Genomic DNA, 19,121 nt, shown 5'->3' with positions numbered 1-19,121 from the left:
AATCAGCAAATAGCGCCTTTGTTTGAGCGAGTTGCTGAATTTCGAATGCAATCTAATGCTGCGGAAGTTATGTTTGAAATATTGGCTGAAGTTGAACGATTATATGAGCAAGGTCTGCAAGAAATCAGGCGGCAAAATCTTTTAGCACCAGGCCTTGGTGGCATGGGTGGCTTTTAAACAGTCCGTTGTCATTATGAACGTAGTGTCTTAATCCAGAAGTTATGGGCCCAGTATGGGCGCGACGTAATAAAAAGGAGATTGTATGAAGGTATTAAAAATCTTATTATCGGTAGCAGTGATGAGTGCGGCGTGTGTTCCGCATGTTCTATATCCAGCACATCCCCAAGAGGTGCTAGAAGAAGATGCAGCTGCACGTGCAGAGGTGGCAAGGCAGCTAAAGTTGCGAGAGTTTCAGCAAGCAGAAGCAGATAGATTAAAAAGAGAAGGTGGTGCGCGGGCAGTAGCAGCGGCACAGCGGGTAGCAGCGCAAGAAGTGCAAGGCCTTGATGATGCAGATGATGAAGGGTTGCAGCAGGTGCTGGCAGAATCACTCGAGCCCAAAAGATTAGTTAGATCACCAGAAGAAGAAAAAGAAGAAGGTGAAAAAAAAGTCCATTCGAAAGCATGGCGACAGCATAGAGAAGATTTTGAGGGCTGGGAGAGCGAAGATGCAGCAGCACGAGCGCGGCGTCGAGGCCTGATAGAATATGATGATGAAGGTATGTTGAGATTGGTTGGTGGGGTTCCGACTACAGTGGCAACTCAGTATATGGGTCCCTTTCTTTCAAATAAAGAACCAAGTTTTCTTGATAAAGACGCGGGGATATTATCAACAACGATTGAGGGAAGTAAGTATATCAGCCATGTAGCAGTAAGTAGTGACGGTAAAACTATTGCTGGTCTTACTCGGTATGGAAAGGTATCCATTTGGGATGCAGTGACTGAAAAATTAATACGCACATTTGATAGTGGCATAAGGGAAGATCTTGAAGCTATTAGTGGCGATGGCCGGAGAATTGTTGCCGGCACTGCGACTCAGATGATTATTTGGGATGCTCTTACCAGGACTTCAAAAAAGATTAAAAATTACAGAGCTTGTGTTCATCGAGCGCTTTCAGCAGATGGTAAAGCTGTTGCTACGGTATTAGATGCTGATCATGGCGTTGTTGTTTGGAATGCCGATACTGGAGAACCTCAAGCTACCTTTGATATTGGTCAAAATAGAAATGTAGATAGTATAGCGATGAGTGCTGATGGTACGTTAATCGTTAGTGCAAAATATAAAAAACTGTATATTGCCGATGCTCATGGGAACAAGCCGCTTGATTTTATCACTGTTGACTCCCACGGCACCAAGATTGCTATTGCACCAGACGGGAGTTTTATTGTTACAACAACACAGGACGGAAGTTTACATGTTTGGAATCTTATAACTGAAGAACTTACCCATACATTGAAAGATCCTAGAGAGAGTGCGTCAGCAGCAGATGACATTGCCATTAGCGGCGACAGTAGTTTTATTGCTGCCGCATACGCAGATGGTATACGCATTTGGCGATTACAATCACGTCTGATCCTAACATATGGACGTAGGGCATATGTTCTTAATGAAGCCACAAGTTTACGTAATCAAGCAAAAATGGTATGCAAGTTTCCAACAAATAGATTGCAAGTGATTAATAAAGGTGTTGCACTTTTAAAACGTGCAGATGTATCACGACCAGATTTTGAAGCATATCTTGGAAAAATTAAAGATCGTATAAATAAAGCATTTACGCAAGGAATGCAAGAGGCTGTTGACTATCTACTCTCAATACAGGCACGAGCAAATAAAACGAAAAATTTTCCCGACAAGCTTAGAAAAGAGATTAATCAACGAGTCAACACATTTTTGCAACAAGATCAATCGCAAGATAATTTTACTTCTATAGTGAATGATGCTGTGCGAGATGTTGATCAATTATTTCAAAAGGGGGAGGCAGGGAACAAACTTCCTGATGTGGAGTGTGTCGCGTCGTAGTCCTGGAAAGCGTAGATGTAAGGCGAATCTCATTCTAAGGTATTTAAAATTGCAACTTCGCTAAAATATGTTTTGGTATCACCAATAATCTGATATTCATCAGGGCCTTTGCCAAGCAGTACAAAAATAGATCCTTGTCCTGAAAGTTCATAGGCGTGTTCAATAGCAGCGCGCCTATCGAGTATTTGACGCACGTTAGCCCGGTTATGTTCAGGGATCCCTGCCATGATATCTGCGATAATATCTGCAGGATTTTCTGTACGAGGATTGTCGGATGTTAAAATAATAACGTCAGCATACTCTGCTGCAATTGCTCCCATGATTGGTCTACGCGCCGCATCTCGTTGGCCGCCACAACCAAAAACAAGAATTAAATGATTTGTCAGTGGGCGTAATGTGGAAAAGAGTGCAGTGTAAGAAGAGGGGTTGTGCGCATAGTCGATGATACAGGTAGCGCCATTGTTTAAAAAATATCGTTCCAGTCGCCCGGGGATCGATTCGAATGTTTCGAGCGCACGGGCAATTTTTCGTGAGTTAACGCCAAGTTGTAAAGCACATCCGGCAGCAGCAAGAATATTTAAAAGATTGTAGTTTCCGATTAATGTTGGACAAGTGATTGGTAAAGAATTTTTACCCCATTTGATTGCTGCAGTAATAAACGCGCGTGATGCATCAGAAAGTTCTGCAGTAAATTTCGCAGCTGTTTCTAGTCCAAATGTTTGTGCTGTTGGGTGTTGTGCAAGTAATTTTTTTCCCCAGGTATCATCGCTGTTGATGAGCATGGTACCATGCAGTTTTAACTGATCAAATAGTGCGCATTTTGCAGCAAAATAATCTTCCATAGATGGGTAAAACTCACCATGTTCTTGTGAGAGATTAGTAAAAATTGCGGCATCAAATTGAATGCCGTGGGTGCGATATAAACTGGTTGCTTGTGCTGCGACTTCCATCACAACGTATTCGACTTCTTCTTCTACGCAAACTTTCAGAAATTGATGCAAATAATCAGGTTGTGGTGTGGTCAGCTGAGCAGGCAATATACCGCCATCAATCTCATTCTGCACAGTGCTGAGCATTGCTGTTTTATATCCAGCAGTTTGTAAAATATGGTATAACAAGAACGTTGTGGTGGTTTTCCCTTTCGTTCCGGTTATACCAATTATTTTTAATTTTTCTGCTGGGTATTCTGCAGCTTCAGCGCTTAACTGCGCAAGTGCTTTGCGTGTATCATCAACATACTCAAGAGCAATCTGTTTTTGATTTAGTAGCGCACGGAGTGTATCAGGGATTATTACACTTTTTTGTACCACTATTTTGGTTGCGCCCTTTTCTATTGCTAAAGGAACGAATGCAAGACCATTGTGGTTTGCTCCGGCAATAGCAACAAACGTGGAACCAGCATCGACATAATCAGTGTGACACGTAACAGGATAGTGTGTAGGAAGATGCGCTATTGAATGATGCTTACACATTAGTTATGTTTCTCGGCTCTAAATTTGGATACTTCTCTGGCAACCACAGGAACAAGGCATAGTATTCCATACAGGTTAATAAATAGCACAGCACCATTAAATATTTCTACCAGACTGAAGATCGTTTTTACGCTTGCTAACGTACCCGCAAAGGCAACGAGGCAATATACAATGTTAATAAACAGTGAAAAGCGGCCGCCGGTTAAAAAGGCCCATGTTTCTTTGACGATATACGCAAAGGAAACAATAACACCAATTCCAAACGCAATCGATAAGAACGTTACAATCAAGCCGCCGAGTGATCCAAATGTTGTTTGGTAGGTTGCAATAGTGAGTTGTGAACTCGTAAGTCCGGTTGTCCACGTGCCACTGACAATAATACAGAGACCAATTATAACACAGACGATTGTGGTGATAAATGCGTTAAGCATAGAAAGGATACTGTCTTGCATTGGGGTTTTGCTTTTAGTGAATCCAAAAAAAATTGCCGCTGATCCAAGACCCGATTCTGTAGCAAAGATTGACGTTGCGGTACCAAAACGCATTGCTTGTTGCACGCTAAACCCTAACACTGCACCAACGGCAGCTGTTTCATGAAAGGCGCTATGCCATATGAGTTGCAGTGCCGATCCAATTTGATTCCAGTGATATGCTAAGATTGTTAAACTTGTGCTGAAAAAAATGATTACTTTTAAGGGAACAATTTTTTCAGATGCTGCTGATATACGTTGTGCGCCGCCAGTAACAATGTAAAAAATAAGCACAGAAGAAACTATTGCAGTAATCCAAGTAGGAATATCCCACGTGGTGTTTAAACTCAGTCCAATGGTATTTACTTGCATTGCATTACCAACAATCAAGCTCATTACAAGCATCACTGCTGCGTAAATAGTTGGCAGCACTGATCCACCAGGAACGTATTGCAGGTAAAGCATAGGGCCGCCAAGTCCCGAGCTGGTGGTGCTTTGTTTGCCATAGTAAATACTTAAGTATACTTCGGCAAATCGTACTGACATTAATAAAACACCAATAGCTGCAACCCAAAATACGGCACCTGGACCTCCGGTGGCAATTGCAGCTGCCATACCAGCAAGACTACCATTACCGATGTTGGCGCTCATGGTGTTAATAAATGCTTGTAGAGGGGTTACATCTGCGCCGGCCTGTAGTTTTTCGGCAGGCCTTAAAATAGATCTCCACATTGAACAGAAATAACGAATTTGAATGAAATTAAAAGCAATTGTACAAACCAACCCAACAATAAGACAGGTGATGATGAGAGGCCAACCTAAGAAATATATTCCCAGAAACTCCATTATCTCGTGCATGTTCATAAGAAATCCTTTTATTGATCGGTTATTATTGCATTGATTATGTTCCGTTGATGTGCTATTTATGTATTTTTATTATACTGGCTTTGGTAATTATGTACACTCTGTCTGGATGGTATTAAAAAGGTATGAAAAATTTAGCTCTTGATATTGGTGATGTATGGACGGGAACGGCTATTTCTGATGCGCTTGGTATGTTTGCACGACCATATCAAACAGTAGAAACAAAAGATTTAGTGTTATTTTTAACAACGGTTTTACAGAAAGAGCCGATTAAGGCAGTTGTGGTGGGGCATCCAACAACAATGCGTGGTACAAAAACTGCCCAGACAATAAAAGTAGAAGAAAAAAAACAGGAACTCGAATCTCTCTTTGCACAAGTTGAATGGCTTTTTTGGGATGAAAGCTACACGAGTCAGTTGGCAGAAGAGTTAAAGCCAGCTCGTTCAAAAGAAGAAAAAAGACAGAGTCATTCAATTGCAGCTGCGTACATTCTTTCCTCGTATCTGGATCATTTGCAATTTTTAAAAAACGGTTCTGATGACAATCTTGACAATGAGGGAGAAGATACATTAGCTTAACAGAAAAGGTTGCGGTAAATATCTTTTATCAATATAAAAGGCGCGTTCGGATATCACTGTACATATCAAACGACCAATCTCTTTCGAACGACACCTGATATCTAAAAAAGGAGCAGGTGCAATGAAGTGTAAAAAGTGTGGAGGACTGATGGTTCTACAATCATTTTTTGATCATTTTTTAAACTTTGATGGGTGGAAATGTTTAAATTGTGGTAAAATCATATTGAAGAAGGAAAAGAGCATAGAGTTTGATGCGTTTAGTGTATTTTATCAACAATCTAAATGTAAGAATCGCAGTTAAAAATTCATGACATATTTTTTAGCAATTACCCACACCTATGAAGCAGTTGATATAGCGCTTTGTAAAGAGTATGCAGTTATTTCCGTTGCAACTATTTCTAAGTTTGACGCTAGTAGAGATTTGATACCGCAGATTGATGTATTATTACGAGAGGCATCATTACAGTTATCGGATCTTTCTTTTATTACAGCAAACGAGGGACCTGGTCCATTTAGTACGTTGCGTACGGTTATCACAACGGTGAATGGCATTGGCTTTGCAACAAAGATTCCCTTGATCGGTGTCTCTGGGTTGGATGCGTTTTTAGAGGAACATGCGGATAGCGAATACGAACAAAGTACGGTTGTGTTGCTTAATGCATTCAGTTTTGACGTGTACTATGCGGTGCAGGAAGATGTTGGTTGTATGAATATCGATCGCTTGCTTGCTGTCCTGCACATGAAGCTGTACGGTTATCACATACGTTTTTTAGGACAAGGCGCAGTGCTCTATAAGGATAAAATTCAGCAGATTTTTGGAGAGAGCGCTTATTTTCCTGATGAGATGCCGCTTGCTGTTTCAGTACAGCAAATTGCCAAATCAGGGTTGCAGATCTGGCAGCAGCATGGAGAGGGCCTCTATCAACTTGTTCCGTTGTATTTAAAGCAATTTATGCCGGTTGTGTGACCTCACGTTTTTTACACATTTTCACTCGCGCCGTATTTTATTAAAAGTAGTTCTATTTGAGCTGCCTCATTTTTTATATTTGGCGCAAATTTTGGATCATTTTGCATACGGATGGCTAATTGCAAGGGGGTTCCTATATTTGGATCTATAAATTTGTTTATATACTTTTTACGATTGATTTTGCGTGTATCGGCCGCTTTGATGAGCAGAGAGATTATTCTTGGGTTGAGGCGTTCAACTGCGAGTAGTAATAATGTTTTTCCTTGTTGTGTTTGTTCGATGTTCGCATTGCGGTCTATCAAAATCTGTAGCACTGATGACTTACCGTTAAAATCAACGGCATACCATAATAGTTCACTCGCTTGTTCGGGCGTTATTAATGTTTTAAGAACAGTGAGTTCTTTTGTACCATTCTGTGCAACTGCATATCGCAAAGCTTGATTAACGATCTGTTTTTTCTTATTCCCTGCCCATGCAAGAAATGGGGGGATAATTTGTGGGTAACTACTTTGTGCTGCTATAAATAATGGTGGAGCCCCTGGGATCAATTTTTTTGTTTCGAGTAGTACAAAAAGTTGTTTTTGTGCAGTTGGGTTATTCATATAATGAGTTGCAACGCCGAATATTACTTGAATGATTAAATTGCGAGGGAAATCGGTTGCAATAATTTTTTCTACAATGGCGGATGCGCGTTGTATGGGAATATTCACTAAAGTATCGACAATGTTATCTTCACTTTGTGCGCTTAGTAAAGGGGTCAGGAAGTTTACTACTTCATCATCAGAAAGTGTTGCAATGGGATTCACCGATTCTGGTAACAGATCAGAAGGTATTGATGGTGTAGCGAGGATAGTCGTTGATGGTGAGGGGGTATTTTGTGGTAGTGTAGTTGTTTGTACAGATTTCTGTGTAGCAGCTGATGGCGTGGTGGATGATGCATTGGTAAGGTATGGCGTGCTAAGTAATAAAAACAGAAACATAACAAGTAGTTGTTTCATGGGGAATTCACTCCTTTTTATGATACGAGCATATTGTTGCATGCAGGATACTATAAAAAAAATAATGAAATCTATACTATCGATCGAACAATGCCAAGAGCTACCGTCAGAGCTTGTTGTGAGCGCAAAACAGTTGGGGTGAGTCGGTAGAATTGGAAGCTGCTATTTTGCAGCATTACTGTTTCTGTTTCTGTAAAATCACCTTCAGGACCGAAGGTAATTGTGATGGGGTTTGATCTATTAAGGTTGGTAAATATCGATGTAATAGATTGTCCATTGGGGTGAAAGCAGAGCGTGTTTGTGTGCGCAGGCAGTTGTTCAATTGCTTGTGATAAAGGAATTGGCGATAAAATAGTTGGTATGATAAATTGTTTTGATTGTTCTGCGGCTGATACGGCAATTGCTTGTAGTCGCTGAGCCATGGTGGCATCATACCGTATTGCATGCGTTTTGGTGGTGAGCACTAGTTGAATGGTAGTTGCGCCAAGTTCAACACAAGTATAGAGTGCGTCTTGCAATGCGTCTCGTTTTAAAACCGGTAATAGTATTAAGATTTCGGGTGATAACGGGACATTTCGTTCCTGTTGTCTAACAATGCCTGCAATTGATTTTTTATTAGGTTGTTTGTGCAGTTCAAGTACAATGTGATGCGTGCAATCAAAAAGCGTAATGGCGTCACCTGCTTCCATACGTAAGATAGTATAGATTCTATGTGCAAGGGTAGGGTCTTCTAATTGTATAGTTTGTCCTATTATCTTACGCGATAGGATAGAAGATAGCGAAGCATGATAGCATGCAAATTGGTGAGCAGAATCAATATTCATAGATTTGATCTTTTGTGATTATGTTGCTACGAGCGGGATATTTTTCTAGCAAGCATTGTGATTTGTGCAGCGATTTGTTGTTTGATCGTTTTGCATGTTGTTACAAAGCTATTTTTGAATCGCATAACACACGCAAATAGTGGATATCCTTTGGATAAAAAACAGATAAGCTTTGAAGGTGGTTGCGGTTCGAAATTTCCATTTTTAAGGACTGTATCAAGATCTTCGATATCTGCATCAAATCCTAATTCTGAAAATGAGTTTTGATTAAAAAGTTCTTCTTCAATAGGAAATTGTCCATGATCTTTTTCTATTGCTGTTGTATTGATATGCTCAACGAGTTCTACCTCACCCAAGTTAATAAAAAATCCTAATCCTTCAGGATCTTCGGGGTGAGTTTTTTTGTATAGCTCAAGATCTTGTTCGATAGCTTGTATGATTTTTTCCTCGTCTAACTCGGCTAGGTCAAAAGACATATCCTTATCTAATGATGCAAGTATTAATTGTTCTATGTGGGGATATTTGATTTCTTCTGAAGAATTGATTGGTTGGTTGTCAGATGCAATATTGTCAGCACTATGAATATGCATCGATAGTAAGCAGAGTAGAGCAAAAGCGGCTTTACGAATCATTTGGTATCCTTTTAGTTGCTATATAAGCAGGGATTTTTTACAGTAACTGCTTATATAATGGTATACCATGCGTACTAGAAAGACAAATTCGCACAGGTAATATCAGTCATTGCTGCGTACCATAGGTAGGCGGAACTTCCATCATTACCCGTGCGGTTTTTTTCTTAATGAGATCTTTCTTTATTTATCAGCTAGACCGCTTTTCTGTACATGCTCCTGTTCACCTTTTTCAAACTCATTTTTAATTTGTTGAGTGATTTGGTTCACACGTGTTTGGAAATTTCTATCCATAGGATTTAACTTTTTAAGTTTTTCTTCAATGAGATATTCCATTGCCTTTCTGCGTTCTCGGGGGAAGTGAGACATAGTGTATGCTTGGGTAAGCAGATTCATTGCATCAGCAATTGGTTTGATAACGATTTCTCGTTGTGCGTGTTGCATAATGCGTGGCAGAGGCTTTACTCTCCAGATACGCGCAATGTTGTTGACTGAGTTGGTAACAATGAATTGACTATTTGAGCTAATGGCTATTGAGCTTACTCTACCTACATGGCCGGTAAGTGTGTGAACGCACTCCCCGGTGTGGAGATTCCAAATTAGTGCTATACTGTCACGAGATCCAGTAACAATGAACAGGTTGTTGGAACTCATTGAGATACGATCGATCAGCTCTGTGTGGCCGGTCAAACCATGAAGCAGTTGTCCGGTTATCGCATTCCAAATGCGTCCAGTGCCATCACCAGATCCAGTAACAATAAATTGGTTGTCAGGGCTAACGGCGACAGAGAAGATCCTGTTTTGTGTAGGGGCAGCAAGAGTACCAAGGAGTTGTCCCGTATGGGGATTCCAAATTTCTGCAATATCACCAGATCCAGTAACAATGAATTGATTGTTAGAACTAAGGGCGAAACAGCCTATGTTTTGCTTTTTGTTACCGATAGTTTGCGAGAGTTCACCTGTTGAAGCATCCCAGATTTTTAGAGATCCGTCTAACGATCCGCTAACGATGAACTGATTATTAGAACTGATTGCTATCGACATTACCGCATCTGTATGGCCTTGCAAGACATGCAAGAGCGCGCCTGTATTTGCATTCCAGATTCGTGCCGTGGTATCGACGGATCCAGTAACAATAAATTGACGATCAGGGCTGATTGCTACAGTCATTACGTTACTTGTATGACCTTCAAGAACATGAAGAAGTGCTCCGGTTTTTGCATCCCAGATGCGAGCAGTGGCATCGTGAGATCCAGTAACAATAAACTGGCTATTAGAGCTAATGGCTATTGACGCTATAAACTCGCTATGACCGTGGAGCGTACGGATCCGTTCTCCGACTCTTGCATTCCAGATGCGGGCAGTGCCATCCTGAGATCCGGTAACAATAAATTGGTTATTAGGACTAATGGCCGTGCGTTGCGTTAATTCTCCAGAATCGAGTGCTAGTGATTGAATTTTTGCCTGAGGATCAGCAAATGTCTGTGGCGCGAATTGTTCTAAATGTTTGCCAACTGCAGTAGGAAGCCGCCCGAGCAAATCAACTATTTGCTCATCGCTGTATGAGAAGTTTTTTCTCTCTTCTTGTTCTTTTTCATCTTCTTGTGCTCGACCGGCAGGTGGCGTTGTCTGGGCCGCAGCTTCTTGCGGAGCACGTCTCCCCGCACGCTTTGCTCGATCAGCTTCTTCTTGCGCTGCACGATCAGCAGCGGCACGTTCTTTACGCAAGCGGATTTCTTCTTCTCTGCGGAACTGTGCAAGCACTTCTTCACGTTCACGGTGGGCTCGCACGGCAGCAGGATCATTCAGATCGACGAGTGATCGTTCCGCAGCTTGGTGTGTATATTTTTGTTCTTCTTCATCTCCCGGTGCAGCTGCAGGGTGCATCATGCACGAGGTCATAAGAAGACCAAGAATGAGGGATTTGATTATCGCTTTCATTTTTTTCCTTTTTTTATTTCTTTGTACTATCGAATCCACGATTCTATTTGAAGATTATTATATAAAAACCAAAACCTTAAAATCAATATCTGATGTTTTATTGGTGTTGCTGCCTCGTCATTTATCAAGTTATTCCGAAATGACTTAGCATGATCATTTTGAAAAAATAGAGCTTATGATAGTGTGGCGAGTAAATCTTTACGAGTAGGTCATTATAATGAAGGAGATGTGTATGAAGCGGTCGATTCCCACGGCGTTGGTTATTTTAGATGGTTTTGGGTATAGCGACAAGAAAGATCATAATGCGATACATCATGCGAAAACACCGAATCTTGATGCATGGTTTTCTGAGTATCCTCATACCCTGCTTAACGCTGCAGGAGCTGCGGTTGGACTTCCTAATGGATACATGAGCAATTCAGAGGTGGGACACATAACAATTGGAACGGGACGAGTATTGGTGCAGCCAGTTACCATGATTCATAATGCGATTACTAATAAGTCATTTTTCAGCAATAAAACATTGCTTGCGAATGTAAAGAAAATCCATGATTGCGGAGGTTCGTTGCACATTATGGGGTTGCTATCCGACGCAGGAGTGCACAGTGATTTGGAGTTGTTATATGCCATTCTTGGTGTTGCATATCAGCAAAAAATAGCACGAGTATTTATTCATGCCTTTCTGGATGGACGAGATGCTCCCCCTAAATCCGCAGTTCAGTATCTTGAGCAACTGGACCAGGCATTAATGACCTTTGAGTATGGATCTATTGCATCTCTGCATGGAAGATTTTATGCCATGGATCGCAATAACAATTGGGACAGGACCGAAAAAAGTTATCGCGTTCTGGTTGATGGGCAACCGTCGGTAGCTCAATCATGGGATGAGGTAATCCAAGACAGATACGATAATGGAGTTACTGATGAATTTATCGAGCCAGTGCAACTTGATCCCACAAGTACCGTGCAAGATGGCGATGGTATAATTTTTATCAATTTCAGAGAGGATCGCGCTCGCCAGTTGACCGCAGCTTTTGTTGATCCGGAGTTTAAAAAATTCAAGACCAAAGGAATTACCCTTTCCTGTTTTATTACGCCGATTCAATACGATCCCACGTTAAAAACTACGGTCTTATTTGAGCAGCAAGCGCCGCGTAACACATTAAAAGATGTACTAGCGGCGCATCATAAAACTATTTTTTCTATAGCTGAGACAGAAAAGTATGCGCATGTGACCTATTTTTTCACCGGCAAAAAAGAGTATGGCATTTCGGGTGAGACAGTGAAAATGATTCCGTCGTTAATTGTGGATAGTTATGCACAGCATCCTTGCATGTCAGCTGTGGAAATAACAAAAGCAGTGTGTGATTCGTTGGAAGATAATCCTTGTGACTTTTACCTTATTAACTATGCAAATACTGACATGGTAGGGCATTCTGGAGATTTTGATGCAACAGTGCAAGCGGTTGAATGTTTAGATGAGCAATTAGAACAATTATTTGCGCTCATTGTGGAAAAGATGGATGGAGTATTATATATCACTGCCGATCATGGGAAAGCTGAAGAAATGGCAAGTGGAGCGGGCAATGTACCCAGAACAGCACATACGAATAATCCTGTTCCATTTATTATGATGAGCAGAGAGCGTAGTAAAGCGGTAGATCTGCAATCTTTAAAAGGACTTGCAGATATTGCACCATTTATTTTAAAAAATATGGGCATTGCTGTTCCTCGTGAGATGTCTGGGGAGAAGGTATAAGGGTAGGAATTGTCGGATAAGTTCTTTATAGACAGGTTAGATCGAGCTTACGTTATATTAAAAGATTTTCAAAGATTACAAAAAGGAAGGAGCAAGTATGACATCCATGCGGCTATTATATGCGCAATATAACTTAAGATATACAGTCTTTGCACATTGCTAATTTGGGGGTAATAGATGCTCAGAATCTTAAGATATATTGATTGTAATGATCCATAAATAAGACCAAGCCATAGATATATTAAAAAAATATGTTCACAGCTTTTTTGATCAGTTTGTGCATACTCAAATCCTAAACCATATATTAAAACGGTAAGGGTCACAATATTAAAAACTAAAAAAGCTATTAGGGGGCCAGATAATGCAACAAGCAGTGTGGTGCCAAATGATGCGCGTGTGTAGAATCGCATGAGTATAAACATATTGATCATCGCGATCGGTATTGCATATATTCCCCAGGTAATCCCCCAAAGCCATTCTGATAAGAAGAAGCTACCTATTTCTATCAATGTATTCATGTTCATTTATCCTTTAAAATTACCTTTAAACGCAAATGATTCAATGCTATTTCTGTTGGATGGAGTTTCTTGTTTGCGCATTTCTTCTGAAAGTGTTGCTGTGTCACCAGGCGCTCCGATCGCACACATTGCATGTACTTGAAAGGAGTCTGGTAGTTGTGCAAGTGCAGCAGCTTTTGTGTAATTAAATCCTTCCATGCCATGTGCAACAAGTCCCATGCTTGATGCTTGTAGCGCCATATTTTGCCATGCAGCGCCAGTGTCAAATGCATGAGTACGCGATGGTTTTTTGTTATACGCAAAAAGGGTATCAGAAGCTATTATTATAAGCACTGCTGCGTGCTGCGCCCATTCTTTATTGAAAGGGACTAATAAATCTAAAAAATCATTCCATTCTGGGTCTGTACGTTGTGCATATATAAATTTCCATGGCTGATTATTGTATGATGATGGTGCCCATCGAGCAGCTTCAAATAATGAAAATAGTTGTTCTTGCGAAATCATTGTCCCTGACATTGCGCGTGGTGACCATCGATTAAGAATGAGCTCATTAATTGGATATTGTGTAGTACGATTGGTATGTGCTATTTTTGCTTTCATTATTTTTCCTTATTTTTTTCTAGTACGTACCGTTATTTTGGAAAATAATCAATAACCCGTATTTCATCAGACACGCAATGAAATTACTCAGCATGAGCATCCCAATTGTGGCGATTGCGGGCGTAATGTAGTAGCCCTGTACTATGAGGTATTGTAATACAATGGATGCACAATAGAACATAGAAATCATTTCAGGGGACTCGTGTGTTATGAATGGGCACATGTGCAGTGTCTGCCAGTCGGGTGGGATTAGATTAAATGTATGTTTTACGAAATTTTGAATTCGACAAAAATGGCTTACATATATTGATTGGAGAAAGAAAATTATCATTGTGCTTAAGATGCTGAACCACAAAAAGTGTCCAAAAAAAGATCGTTTGCGGGTGAGGTTCGTTATTTTAGAAAATATAATGCTGCATATGCTTGCATTTACTATTATGTACACCAGCGATGTGATTGTAATAATTAATCCAACATACATATGATCGCCTTTTTATACTTTAATTAGCCTTTTGCAAATCCGCGCGCACCACCAAGTGAAGGAAGAAGGTATTTAACATCATCATCACCAAATCTAATACCAGCTCCAAAGAACGCATTAGCATTATTTTTACTAACAAAGTCGTCAGCACCAAATACCACATACAGATTTTTGAGGATGTACATCTTGTTGATCCATTTCAGATGTGGACGGCGGTCATCAATTTCTACATTTGAGTATCGCTTACTACGATGGTTCCAGCCGGTGATGTCAAAAATTTCCAATGATGTTACCCAACGGAATTTGTCGTTATCAAACGGAATGTCGTAGTCGACACCCACACCACCAAATCCTTCAATTAAACCAAATCTAAATGCGAGATCTCTAAATATTTTACCAAACTGTATACCCACACGGATTTGATTTCTTCGCCAGTACGTATCTTTGCGATCGAAGGTAAATTGGAGTCGTGATCGGTCACTGAGCGTCAAGCTTTCCGTATCTACCATCTCATCATTTTTAGTGCTGTAGTCCCGTAGATTGAGTACTTCTTCTCTATAACCTCGCTCTGAACCAGCAATTTGGAGGATGTAAAAATGATCTCGGTTTGGATGGATTCTCATATCAAAAAATAGTTTTGAATCTTCATATTTCCAACCATCTGCAGGACGTTGCATGGTCTCGCCGTGCACATCAAAGACGATCTCAAGCATATCGATTTTTGCAAAGTAATTTTTAAGACCCTGTACCGCAACTTTCATATCGCGGTATGTTTCATCTTCGTTAATAAGTTTACCAATAAGTCCGGTACCATTGTCGATTTTGTCTGCAATTGAAGTGATGCTTGAAAAGCCATCACGTGCTTGGATTGAAACATCTTCAAGTGCTTGCGCTGTAGAAGTCAGTTGTGTTGCAACACGATCAAAATCACGATCAACGACAGTGGCTATTTTTTCTACACTATCTTGAAATGAAGGGAGCACATGATCATCGAGTCGATCTGCAACTCGTCGTACCTGCGTTCCGATTTGTAGTAGTGAGTCTAGATGATCTTCATTACGTGCAAAAGATCGTTCGAGACTATTAGAGAAAGAGGTAAGATTGTTGGTCGTTTCATGCAAATTATTAAAGATGGATTTCAGTTGTTCTTCACCTTGTACTCCACCAATTGCGGCTTGGAATGAATCAGTGATTGATTCTACGTTAGAGGCTATTTTCTTAAGAGAGAGTAAGAGTTCATCAATAGAAGCGGGCTCTATACTTGGTTCTTGTAGCACTCCCTCGTTAGGAATGATTGGCAATGTTGGATCACCGGTAATTATTTCTAAATATTTAGGACCAAGCAATCCATCTTGACGAACTACCGCATATGCGTCGCTGTGTAAACTGTATTCATTAAGAACTTTGACTTGTGCGTGTACAGTCATGTTGTGGTCATTAACGAGAGTAATAGTGTCAACCCAACCAACTTTTACGCCGGCAACTTTTACTTCTGCTTTACGGGTGAGTCCAGCTACATCTTTAAAATAGACCATGTAAGAGTTGTATTTGGAAGTGTCAAAGCGGAATGCGTCTATTTTAAACCCCATATAAAAAAATATAGCAACACCGACTATGACAAGTATGCCAACGGTAGTTTCAGGTTTCATTCGCAAGGTAGCCTCTTTGTGCAATCAAAGCCAATATAATTTTTTTATCGTAACTTCAAATGATACATCATTTTTTCCTAATGATGTATTTCTTTGTACAATTGCCAATACATGTTGCGTCATTGTACCAATTTTCGCATATGATATCACGGAGAATATTTCTGGGTTAAATGTATCATCCCAAATATTTCCCATCTCTTTTGGTAAATTTTCAAAAGGTATGTTGGTAAATTGGGTCATCATGCTATTCCATGTTTTAGCAGTCCAATCTGTTTTTACGGTAAATTGCTTCAATTTTTCCTTCATATTCTCTCGCTCTTTCCATTCGGGAGCCCATACATTTTGAAAGTTAAATACTGTACGCAGTGACCGAGAAAGAAGCCATGGGTCGAGGGTCATTTTTTTTGTCCATACAGTAAAAATGTCAGTCAAAAAGAGAGGCTGCTCTGTTGGTTTATAAAACAGATGTTGTTTGAATGGTGCAAACTCTTTTAAGGTCAATAATTCGGTAACGTCTTGAACTTCATACTGCCTTTCTTTTAAAAATTTTTCAAACGCTTCAAATAATTGTGCGCCTTTAATCTTTGGTTGTATGATATTGAACAACATTTGTATATATTTTTTATAATCACCCTGTGGTTGTCCTTCTCCTTTAAACTTTTTTTTATCAAAATCATAGATTGCATTAATGTCAATTTTGCCGGATTCGCTGGTGATGCAAAATCCAATTTCTCCATCAAAGCCATCCTGTTTTTCATGCAATTTAAATGTTTGCCATTCCCCATAAGATCCAAATAGCGTTATGAGCAGTTCTTTTGCATGATCAACTTCTGTAGGAGCTGCTTTCTCAGTCCCCTGTGCAGCAACGGCGATCTGGCTCATTGCCAGTTGTACTCCTGATAATGCGAGTGTAGAAGCCCGTTCTCTGTTTATGCACAGTTGTGCAAATGAGATATGGCTGCTGCTTCTCTGAGAAACATACGTAATTAATAAAATTGAGATAGTGATGATGGATAAGGTGAAAATTAAAATGAAACCAGAAGATTTAGTAGTTAGTCTCATTTGTTTTCTCCTCTGCTAGAATTGTTGTTTGGAGGTGGTGTTCCTCCTGGAGTAGAGGCCGGTTTTTCATTTTTATTTTTTTGCACGGCAGGAAGTTGTTGCACATCAGGAATAATGGTAATAGGGAATTGATATGATTTGGTTGATTTTTGCTGATTATCCCAAAGAGTGATGGCGACAACAATAATATTAGGGATCAGCAATAGTTGCTCATTTCCTGTATCTTTTTGCCACTGTTCTTCTTGGTTCCAAGAAAAAGAGGATTTATATTCAATCGGTTGAGAGGTTTGTGGCGCAGTAGGGGCAGCATCTTTTTTTTGTATATCTTGTTTTGGTTCTTCTTTTTGAACAGCAGTGAGATATTCGCATGACATTTCTTTAATATTATTAATCAGCTCATATTCCCTAATTTTTTGTTCATTACCTTCGGCAAATAGATCAAAATCTAAAGTGGTGGCTTCTTGTCGAACGAGAATAAATGATGGTTTTACGCGATTCAGGGGTTCAGGTTTTAGGCGGTAAACTACTCGTACAAGGCGCGGTTTTGCAGAGCCAATTGAAGAGCTCCAATACAGTTGCAGTGGGTTATTGGTTATGCAGGTGAGCAGCTGAAATTGTTTATTATTTTCTGTTGCATAAAAAATGTGCGAAAGTGGTTTAATTGAATTCTCTTTTTGGTCAGGTTTTTTTTGTTCCATTTTTTTCATACGTTCCTGTTGAACGCGAGGCGGTATGCAGGCTCCGGAAATATCCTGTTTTATTTGTGCAGTCACGATCCCAATTCTTGCATCGAAATCAATAATATTATCTATTATTTGTACCGATTGGTTCATGGTGCTATATGATTGCGTGATGATAATAGCAAGCATTGATCCGATGGCCATGGCAATCAGAAGTTCGATTAAATTAAATCCCTGTTTCATGAACTTTTTCTCTTTGGTTTATATACATATCCGCCTAATGCTGTATGTCGTAAGCGGCCGCTTTCTGACCATTCAAAGTTTACTTTTTCTATGTATATATCATTGAAATTTTTAAGTATAGAATCTCCAGGAACTTTGTTGATGCTAAAGAGCATTTTTGTTGGAGGGTTAGAGATCATATTTTCCGCAGCAGTTTGCTGCGTATCTGGTGCAATGGCGCGTTTTGATTTGTATAAAAAATCGTCTGCAATGAGGGTGCGTTGTAAAAGCCATGTATATTGAGCAATGGTGTTTGTCATTCTGTTTTGTGCCATAAAAACAGGAATCATAACAATCATCATGATGGCGAGCGCAATAAGCACTTCGATCAGCGTAAAGCCGGTATGATTTTCTGAACTATTTTTGAAATGAATCATATATTTTAAACTGTGCTGAAAAAGGGTTTAAAACAAGACCGATTTGTCGTGGTTTTTTTCCTACAAGATCATTGGCGTCAACCATGTTAATAATCACGGCTTGAGCGAGTCCTTGCGGGACAATAAAGAACCATAATTGGTTGGTTTTACCGAAGTTTTCTAACATATCAACTCCTTCAATAATAAATTGCTTAATCTGATAGGTAGATGGCCAGGTAAATGAGTTTGGTAAATAAGATTGTTTGATAGGTGCAAATATAAAATCACCCGCATCATTTACTTTGTCCGTTTCAGTCAGAATCTCAATACGATTTTTGGCCAAATCAAAAAGAACCTGATGTGTTTTCCCTGTTGTTATTGCTCGATACCAGGCGTGTTGTGTAAATGTATTCAGTTGTGCAGCCAGTTGTTTACGCACATCTGCTGGTGATCGTCGCGACAACAGTGGAACGGCGACGCTTGTTAGTAACCCAGCAATCGCCACCGTTATAAGAATCTGTAGTAAACCAAAACCGTTTTTATTACCTCCAGGCACTAATTCGCTCCTCCTTTGGTGCGCCCTTACCTTTTGGTCCCTCTGAATACAGCTCATATGGATGCTCTGACTCACCAGGTGTTAGTTTATAGATGAATTTACGGCCCCATGCATCATTAAGCGCTACTTTATCCAGATATGGACCGCTCCAATTTTGGGCCATCTCTTCAGTTGGTGCTTTCTGTGATATTAAATCTTTGAGTTGTTCTGGGTATTGACTGGTATGCAGGTTTACCGTTTGCAGTGCAGTTTGTATGCTTTTTAATGATGCTCTTGTGGTGTCTGTTCGTGCTTTTTCAAGACTTCCGGTGAGTCTCGGTAAAGCTATTGCGGCAATAAGTCCCATAATTGCGATCACAATTAAAATTTCCATTAAACCAAATCCCGCACGTGCCTGTGTATTCATTTAAAATCC

The 19,121-nt window shown here is 40.1% G+C and carries 18 protein-coding genes; 4 read left to right on the top strand and 14 right to left on the bottom strand.

Annotated elements, in window-relative coordinates; translation table 11 throughout:
* The first annotated feature begins 262 nt into the window (after window positions 1–262).
* Window positions 263–2,020, top strand: a complete 1,758-nt coding sequence (locus VGT41_01655; protein HEV2600981.1) for a PQQ-binding-like beta-propeller repeat protein — start codon at window positions 263–265, stop codon at window positions 2,018–2,020.
* A 29-nt stretch (window positions 2,021–2,049) separates the two neighbouring features.
* Here VGT41_01655 and VGT41_01650 read toward each other — a convergent pair whose 3' ends face one another.
* Both VGT41_01650 and VGT41_01645 read right to left on the bottom strand, forming a co-directional pair.
* Window positions 2,050–3,492, bottom strand: a complete 1,443-nt coding sequence (locus VGT41_01650; protein ID HEV2600980.1) for a UDP-N-acetylmuramoyl-L-alanyl-D-glutamate--2,6-diaminopimelate ligase — start codon at window positions 3,490–3,492, stop codon at window positions 2,050–2,052.
* Window positions 3,492–4,826 carry an amino acid carrier protein gene (locus tag VGT41_01645; protein ID HEV2600979.1) on the bottom strand — a complete coding sequence of 445 codons (1,335 nt, stop codon included), beginning with the start codon at window positions 4,824–4,826 and terminating at the stop codon, window positions 3,492–3,494. Before VGT41_01645 ends, VGT41_01650 begins: the two co-directional genes overlap by 1 nt.
* Before the next feature lie 125 nt (window positions 4,827–4,951).
* On the opposite strand from VGT41_01645, the gene ruvX reads away from it, so the two are divergent.
* Window positions 4,952–5,404, top strand: coding sequence for a Holliday junction resolvase RuvX (ruvX, locus tag VGT41_01640; GenBank protein ID HEV2600978.1), 453 nt, complete (start codon window positions 4,952–4,954; stop codon window positions 5,402–5,404).
* Window positions 5,405–5,711: 307 nt separating this feature from the next.
* Entirely contained in the window at window positions 5,712–6,371 is a 660-nt protein-coding gene (gene tsaB, locus VGT41_01635) for a tRNA (adenosine(37)-N6)-threonylcarbamoyltransferase complex dimerization subunit type 1 TsaB (protein ID HEV2600977.1), read from the top strand.
* Between the two features lie 11 nt (window positions 6,372–6,382).
* Here tsaB and VGT41_01630 read toward each other — a convergent pair whose 3' ends face one another.
* The 4 genes from VGT41_01630 to VGT41_01615 all read right to left on the bottom strand — a co-directional run bounded on the left by VGT41_01630 (window position 6,383) and on the right by VGT41_01615 (window position 10,763).
* The gene (locus VGT41_01630) at window positions 6,383–7,369 is read right to left on the bottom strand and encodes an ankyrin repeat domain-containing protein (GenBank protein HEV2600976.1); all 987 of its coding nucleotides are present in this window, start codon (window positions 7,367–7,369) and stop codon (window positions 6,383–6,385) included.
* Window positions 7,370–7,440: 71 nt separating this feature from the next.
* Complete coding sequence (locus tag VGT41_01625; GenBank protein ID HEV2600975.1) at window positions 7,441–8,193, bottom strand: RsmE family RNA methyltransferase; 753 nt, start codon at window positions 8,191–8,193, stop codon at window positions 7,441–7,443.
* 26 nt (window positions 8,194–8,219) lie between these two features.
* Window positions 8,220–8,825 carry a hypothetical protein gene (locus VGT41_01620; GenBank protein HEV2600974.1) on the bottom strand — a complete coding sequence of 202 codons (606 nt, stop codon included), beginning with the start codon at window positions 8,823–8,825 and terminating at the stop codon, window positions 8,220–8,222.
* A gap of 180 nt (window positions 8,826–9,005) precedes the next feature.
* Entirely contained in the window at window positions 9,006–10,763 is a 1,758-nt protein-coding gene (locus VGT41_01615; protein ID HEV2600973.1) for a hypothetical protein, read from the bottom strand.
* 232 nt (window positions 10,764–10,995) lie between these two features.
* On the opposite strand from VGT41_01615, the gene gpmI reads away from it, so the two are divergent.
* Window positions 10,996–12,522 (top strand): 2,3-bisphosphoglycerate-independent phosphoglycerate mutase, encoded by a 1,527-nt coding sequence (gpmI, locus tag VGT41_01610; protein HEV2600972.1) that lies wholly within the window; start codon window positions 10,996–10,998, stop codon window positions 12,520–12,522.
* A 68-nt stretch (window positions 12,523–12,590) separates the two neighbouring features.
* Here the strand turns inward: gpmI and VGT41_01605 are convergent, their stop codons facing one another.
* The 8 genes from VGT41_01605 to gspG all read right to left on the bottom strand — a co-directional run bounded on the left by VGT41_01605 (window position 12,591) and on the right by gspG (window position 19,112).
* Window positions 12,591–13,040 (bottom strand): hypothetical protein, encoded by a 450-nt coding sequence (locus VGT41_01605; GenBank protein ID HEV2600971.1) that lies wholly within the window; start codon window positions 13,038–13,040, stop codon window positions 12,591–12,593.
* A gap of 6 nt (window positions 13,041–13,046) precedes the next feature.
* Entirely contained in the window at window positions 13,047–13,640 is a 594-nt protein-coding gene (locus tag VGT41_01600; GenBank protein HEV2600970.1) for a nitroreductase family protein, read from the bottom strand.
* A gap of 504 nt (window positions 13,641–14,144) precedes the next feature.
* The gene (locus VGT41_01595; GenBank protein ID HEV2600969.1) at window positions 14,145–15,770 is read right to left on the bottom strand and encodes an MlaD family protein; all 1,626 of its coding nucleotides are present in this window, start codon (window positions 15,768–15,770) and stop codon (window positions 14,145–14,147) included.
* Window positions 15,771–15,794: 24 nt separating this feature from the next.
* Window positions 15,795–16,832, bottom strand: a complete 1,038-nt coding sequence (locus tag VGT41_01590) for a hypothetical protein (GenBank protein HEV2600968.1) — start codon at window positions 16,830–16,832, stop codon at window positions 15,795–15,797.
* The gene (locus VGT41_01585) at window positions 16,829–17,755 is read right to left on the bottom strand and encodes a prepilin-type N-terminal cleavage/methylation domain-containing protein (GenBank protein HEV2600967.1); all 927 of its coding nucleotides are present in this window, start codon (window positions 17,753–17,755) and stop codon (window positions 16,829–16,831) included. Before VGT41_01585 ends, VGT41_01590 begins: the two co-directional genes overlap by 4 nt.
* On the bottom strand, window positions 17,752–18,171 hold the full coding sequence (locus tag VGT41_01580) for a prepilin-type N-terminal cleavage/methylation domain-containing protein (GenBank protein ID HEV2600966.1): 420 nt from the start codon (window positions 18,169–18,171) through the stop codon (window positions 17,752–17,754). Before VGT41_01580 ends, VGT41_01585 begins: the two co-directional genes overlap by 4 nt.
* Window positions 18,152–18,706: a hypothetical protein gene (locus VGT41_01575; GenBank protein HEV2600965.1), complete on the bottom strand. Its 555-nt coding sequence runs from the start codon at window positions 18,704–18,706 to the stop codon at window positions 18,152–18,154. The genes VGT41_01580 and VGT41_01575 overlap by 20 nt, the downstream gene beginning before the upstream one ends.
* Window positions 18,693–19,112, bottom strand: a complete 420-nt coding sequence (gene gspG / locus VGT41_01570) for a type II secretion system major pseudopilin GspG (protein HEV2600964.1) — start codon at window positions 19,110–19,112, stop codon at window positions 18,693–18,695. The genes VGT41_01575 and gspG overlap by 14 nt, the downstream gene beginning before the upstream one ends.
* Window positions 19,113–19,121 lie beyond the last annotated feature (9 nt).

This window comes from Candidatus Babeliales bacterium, assembly GCA_035944115.1.
Classification (GTDB): Bacteria; Babelota; Babeliae; order Babelales; family Vermiphilaceae; genus DASZBJ01.
This window is presented reverse-complemented; position numbering and strand designations above follow the sequence as displayed.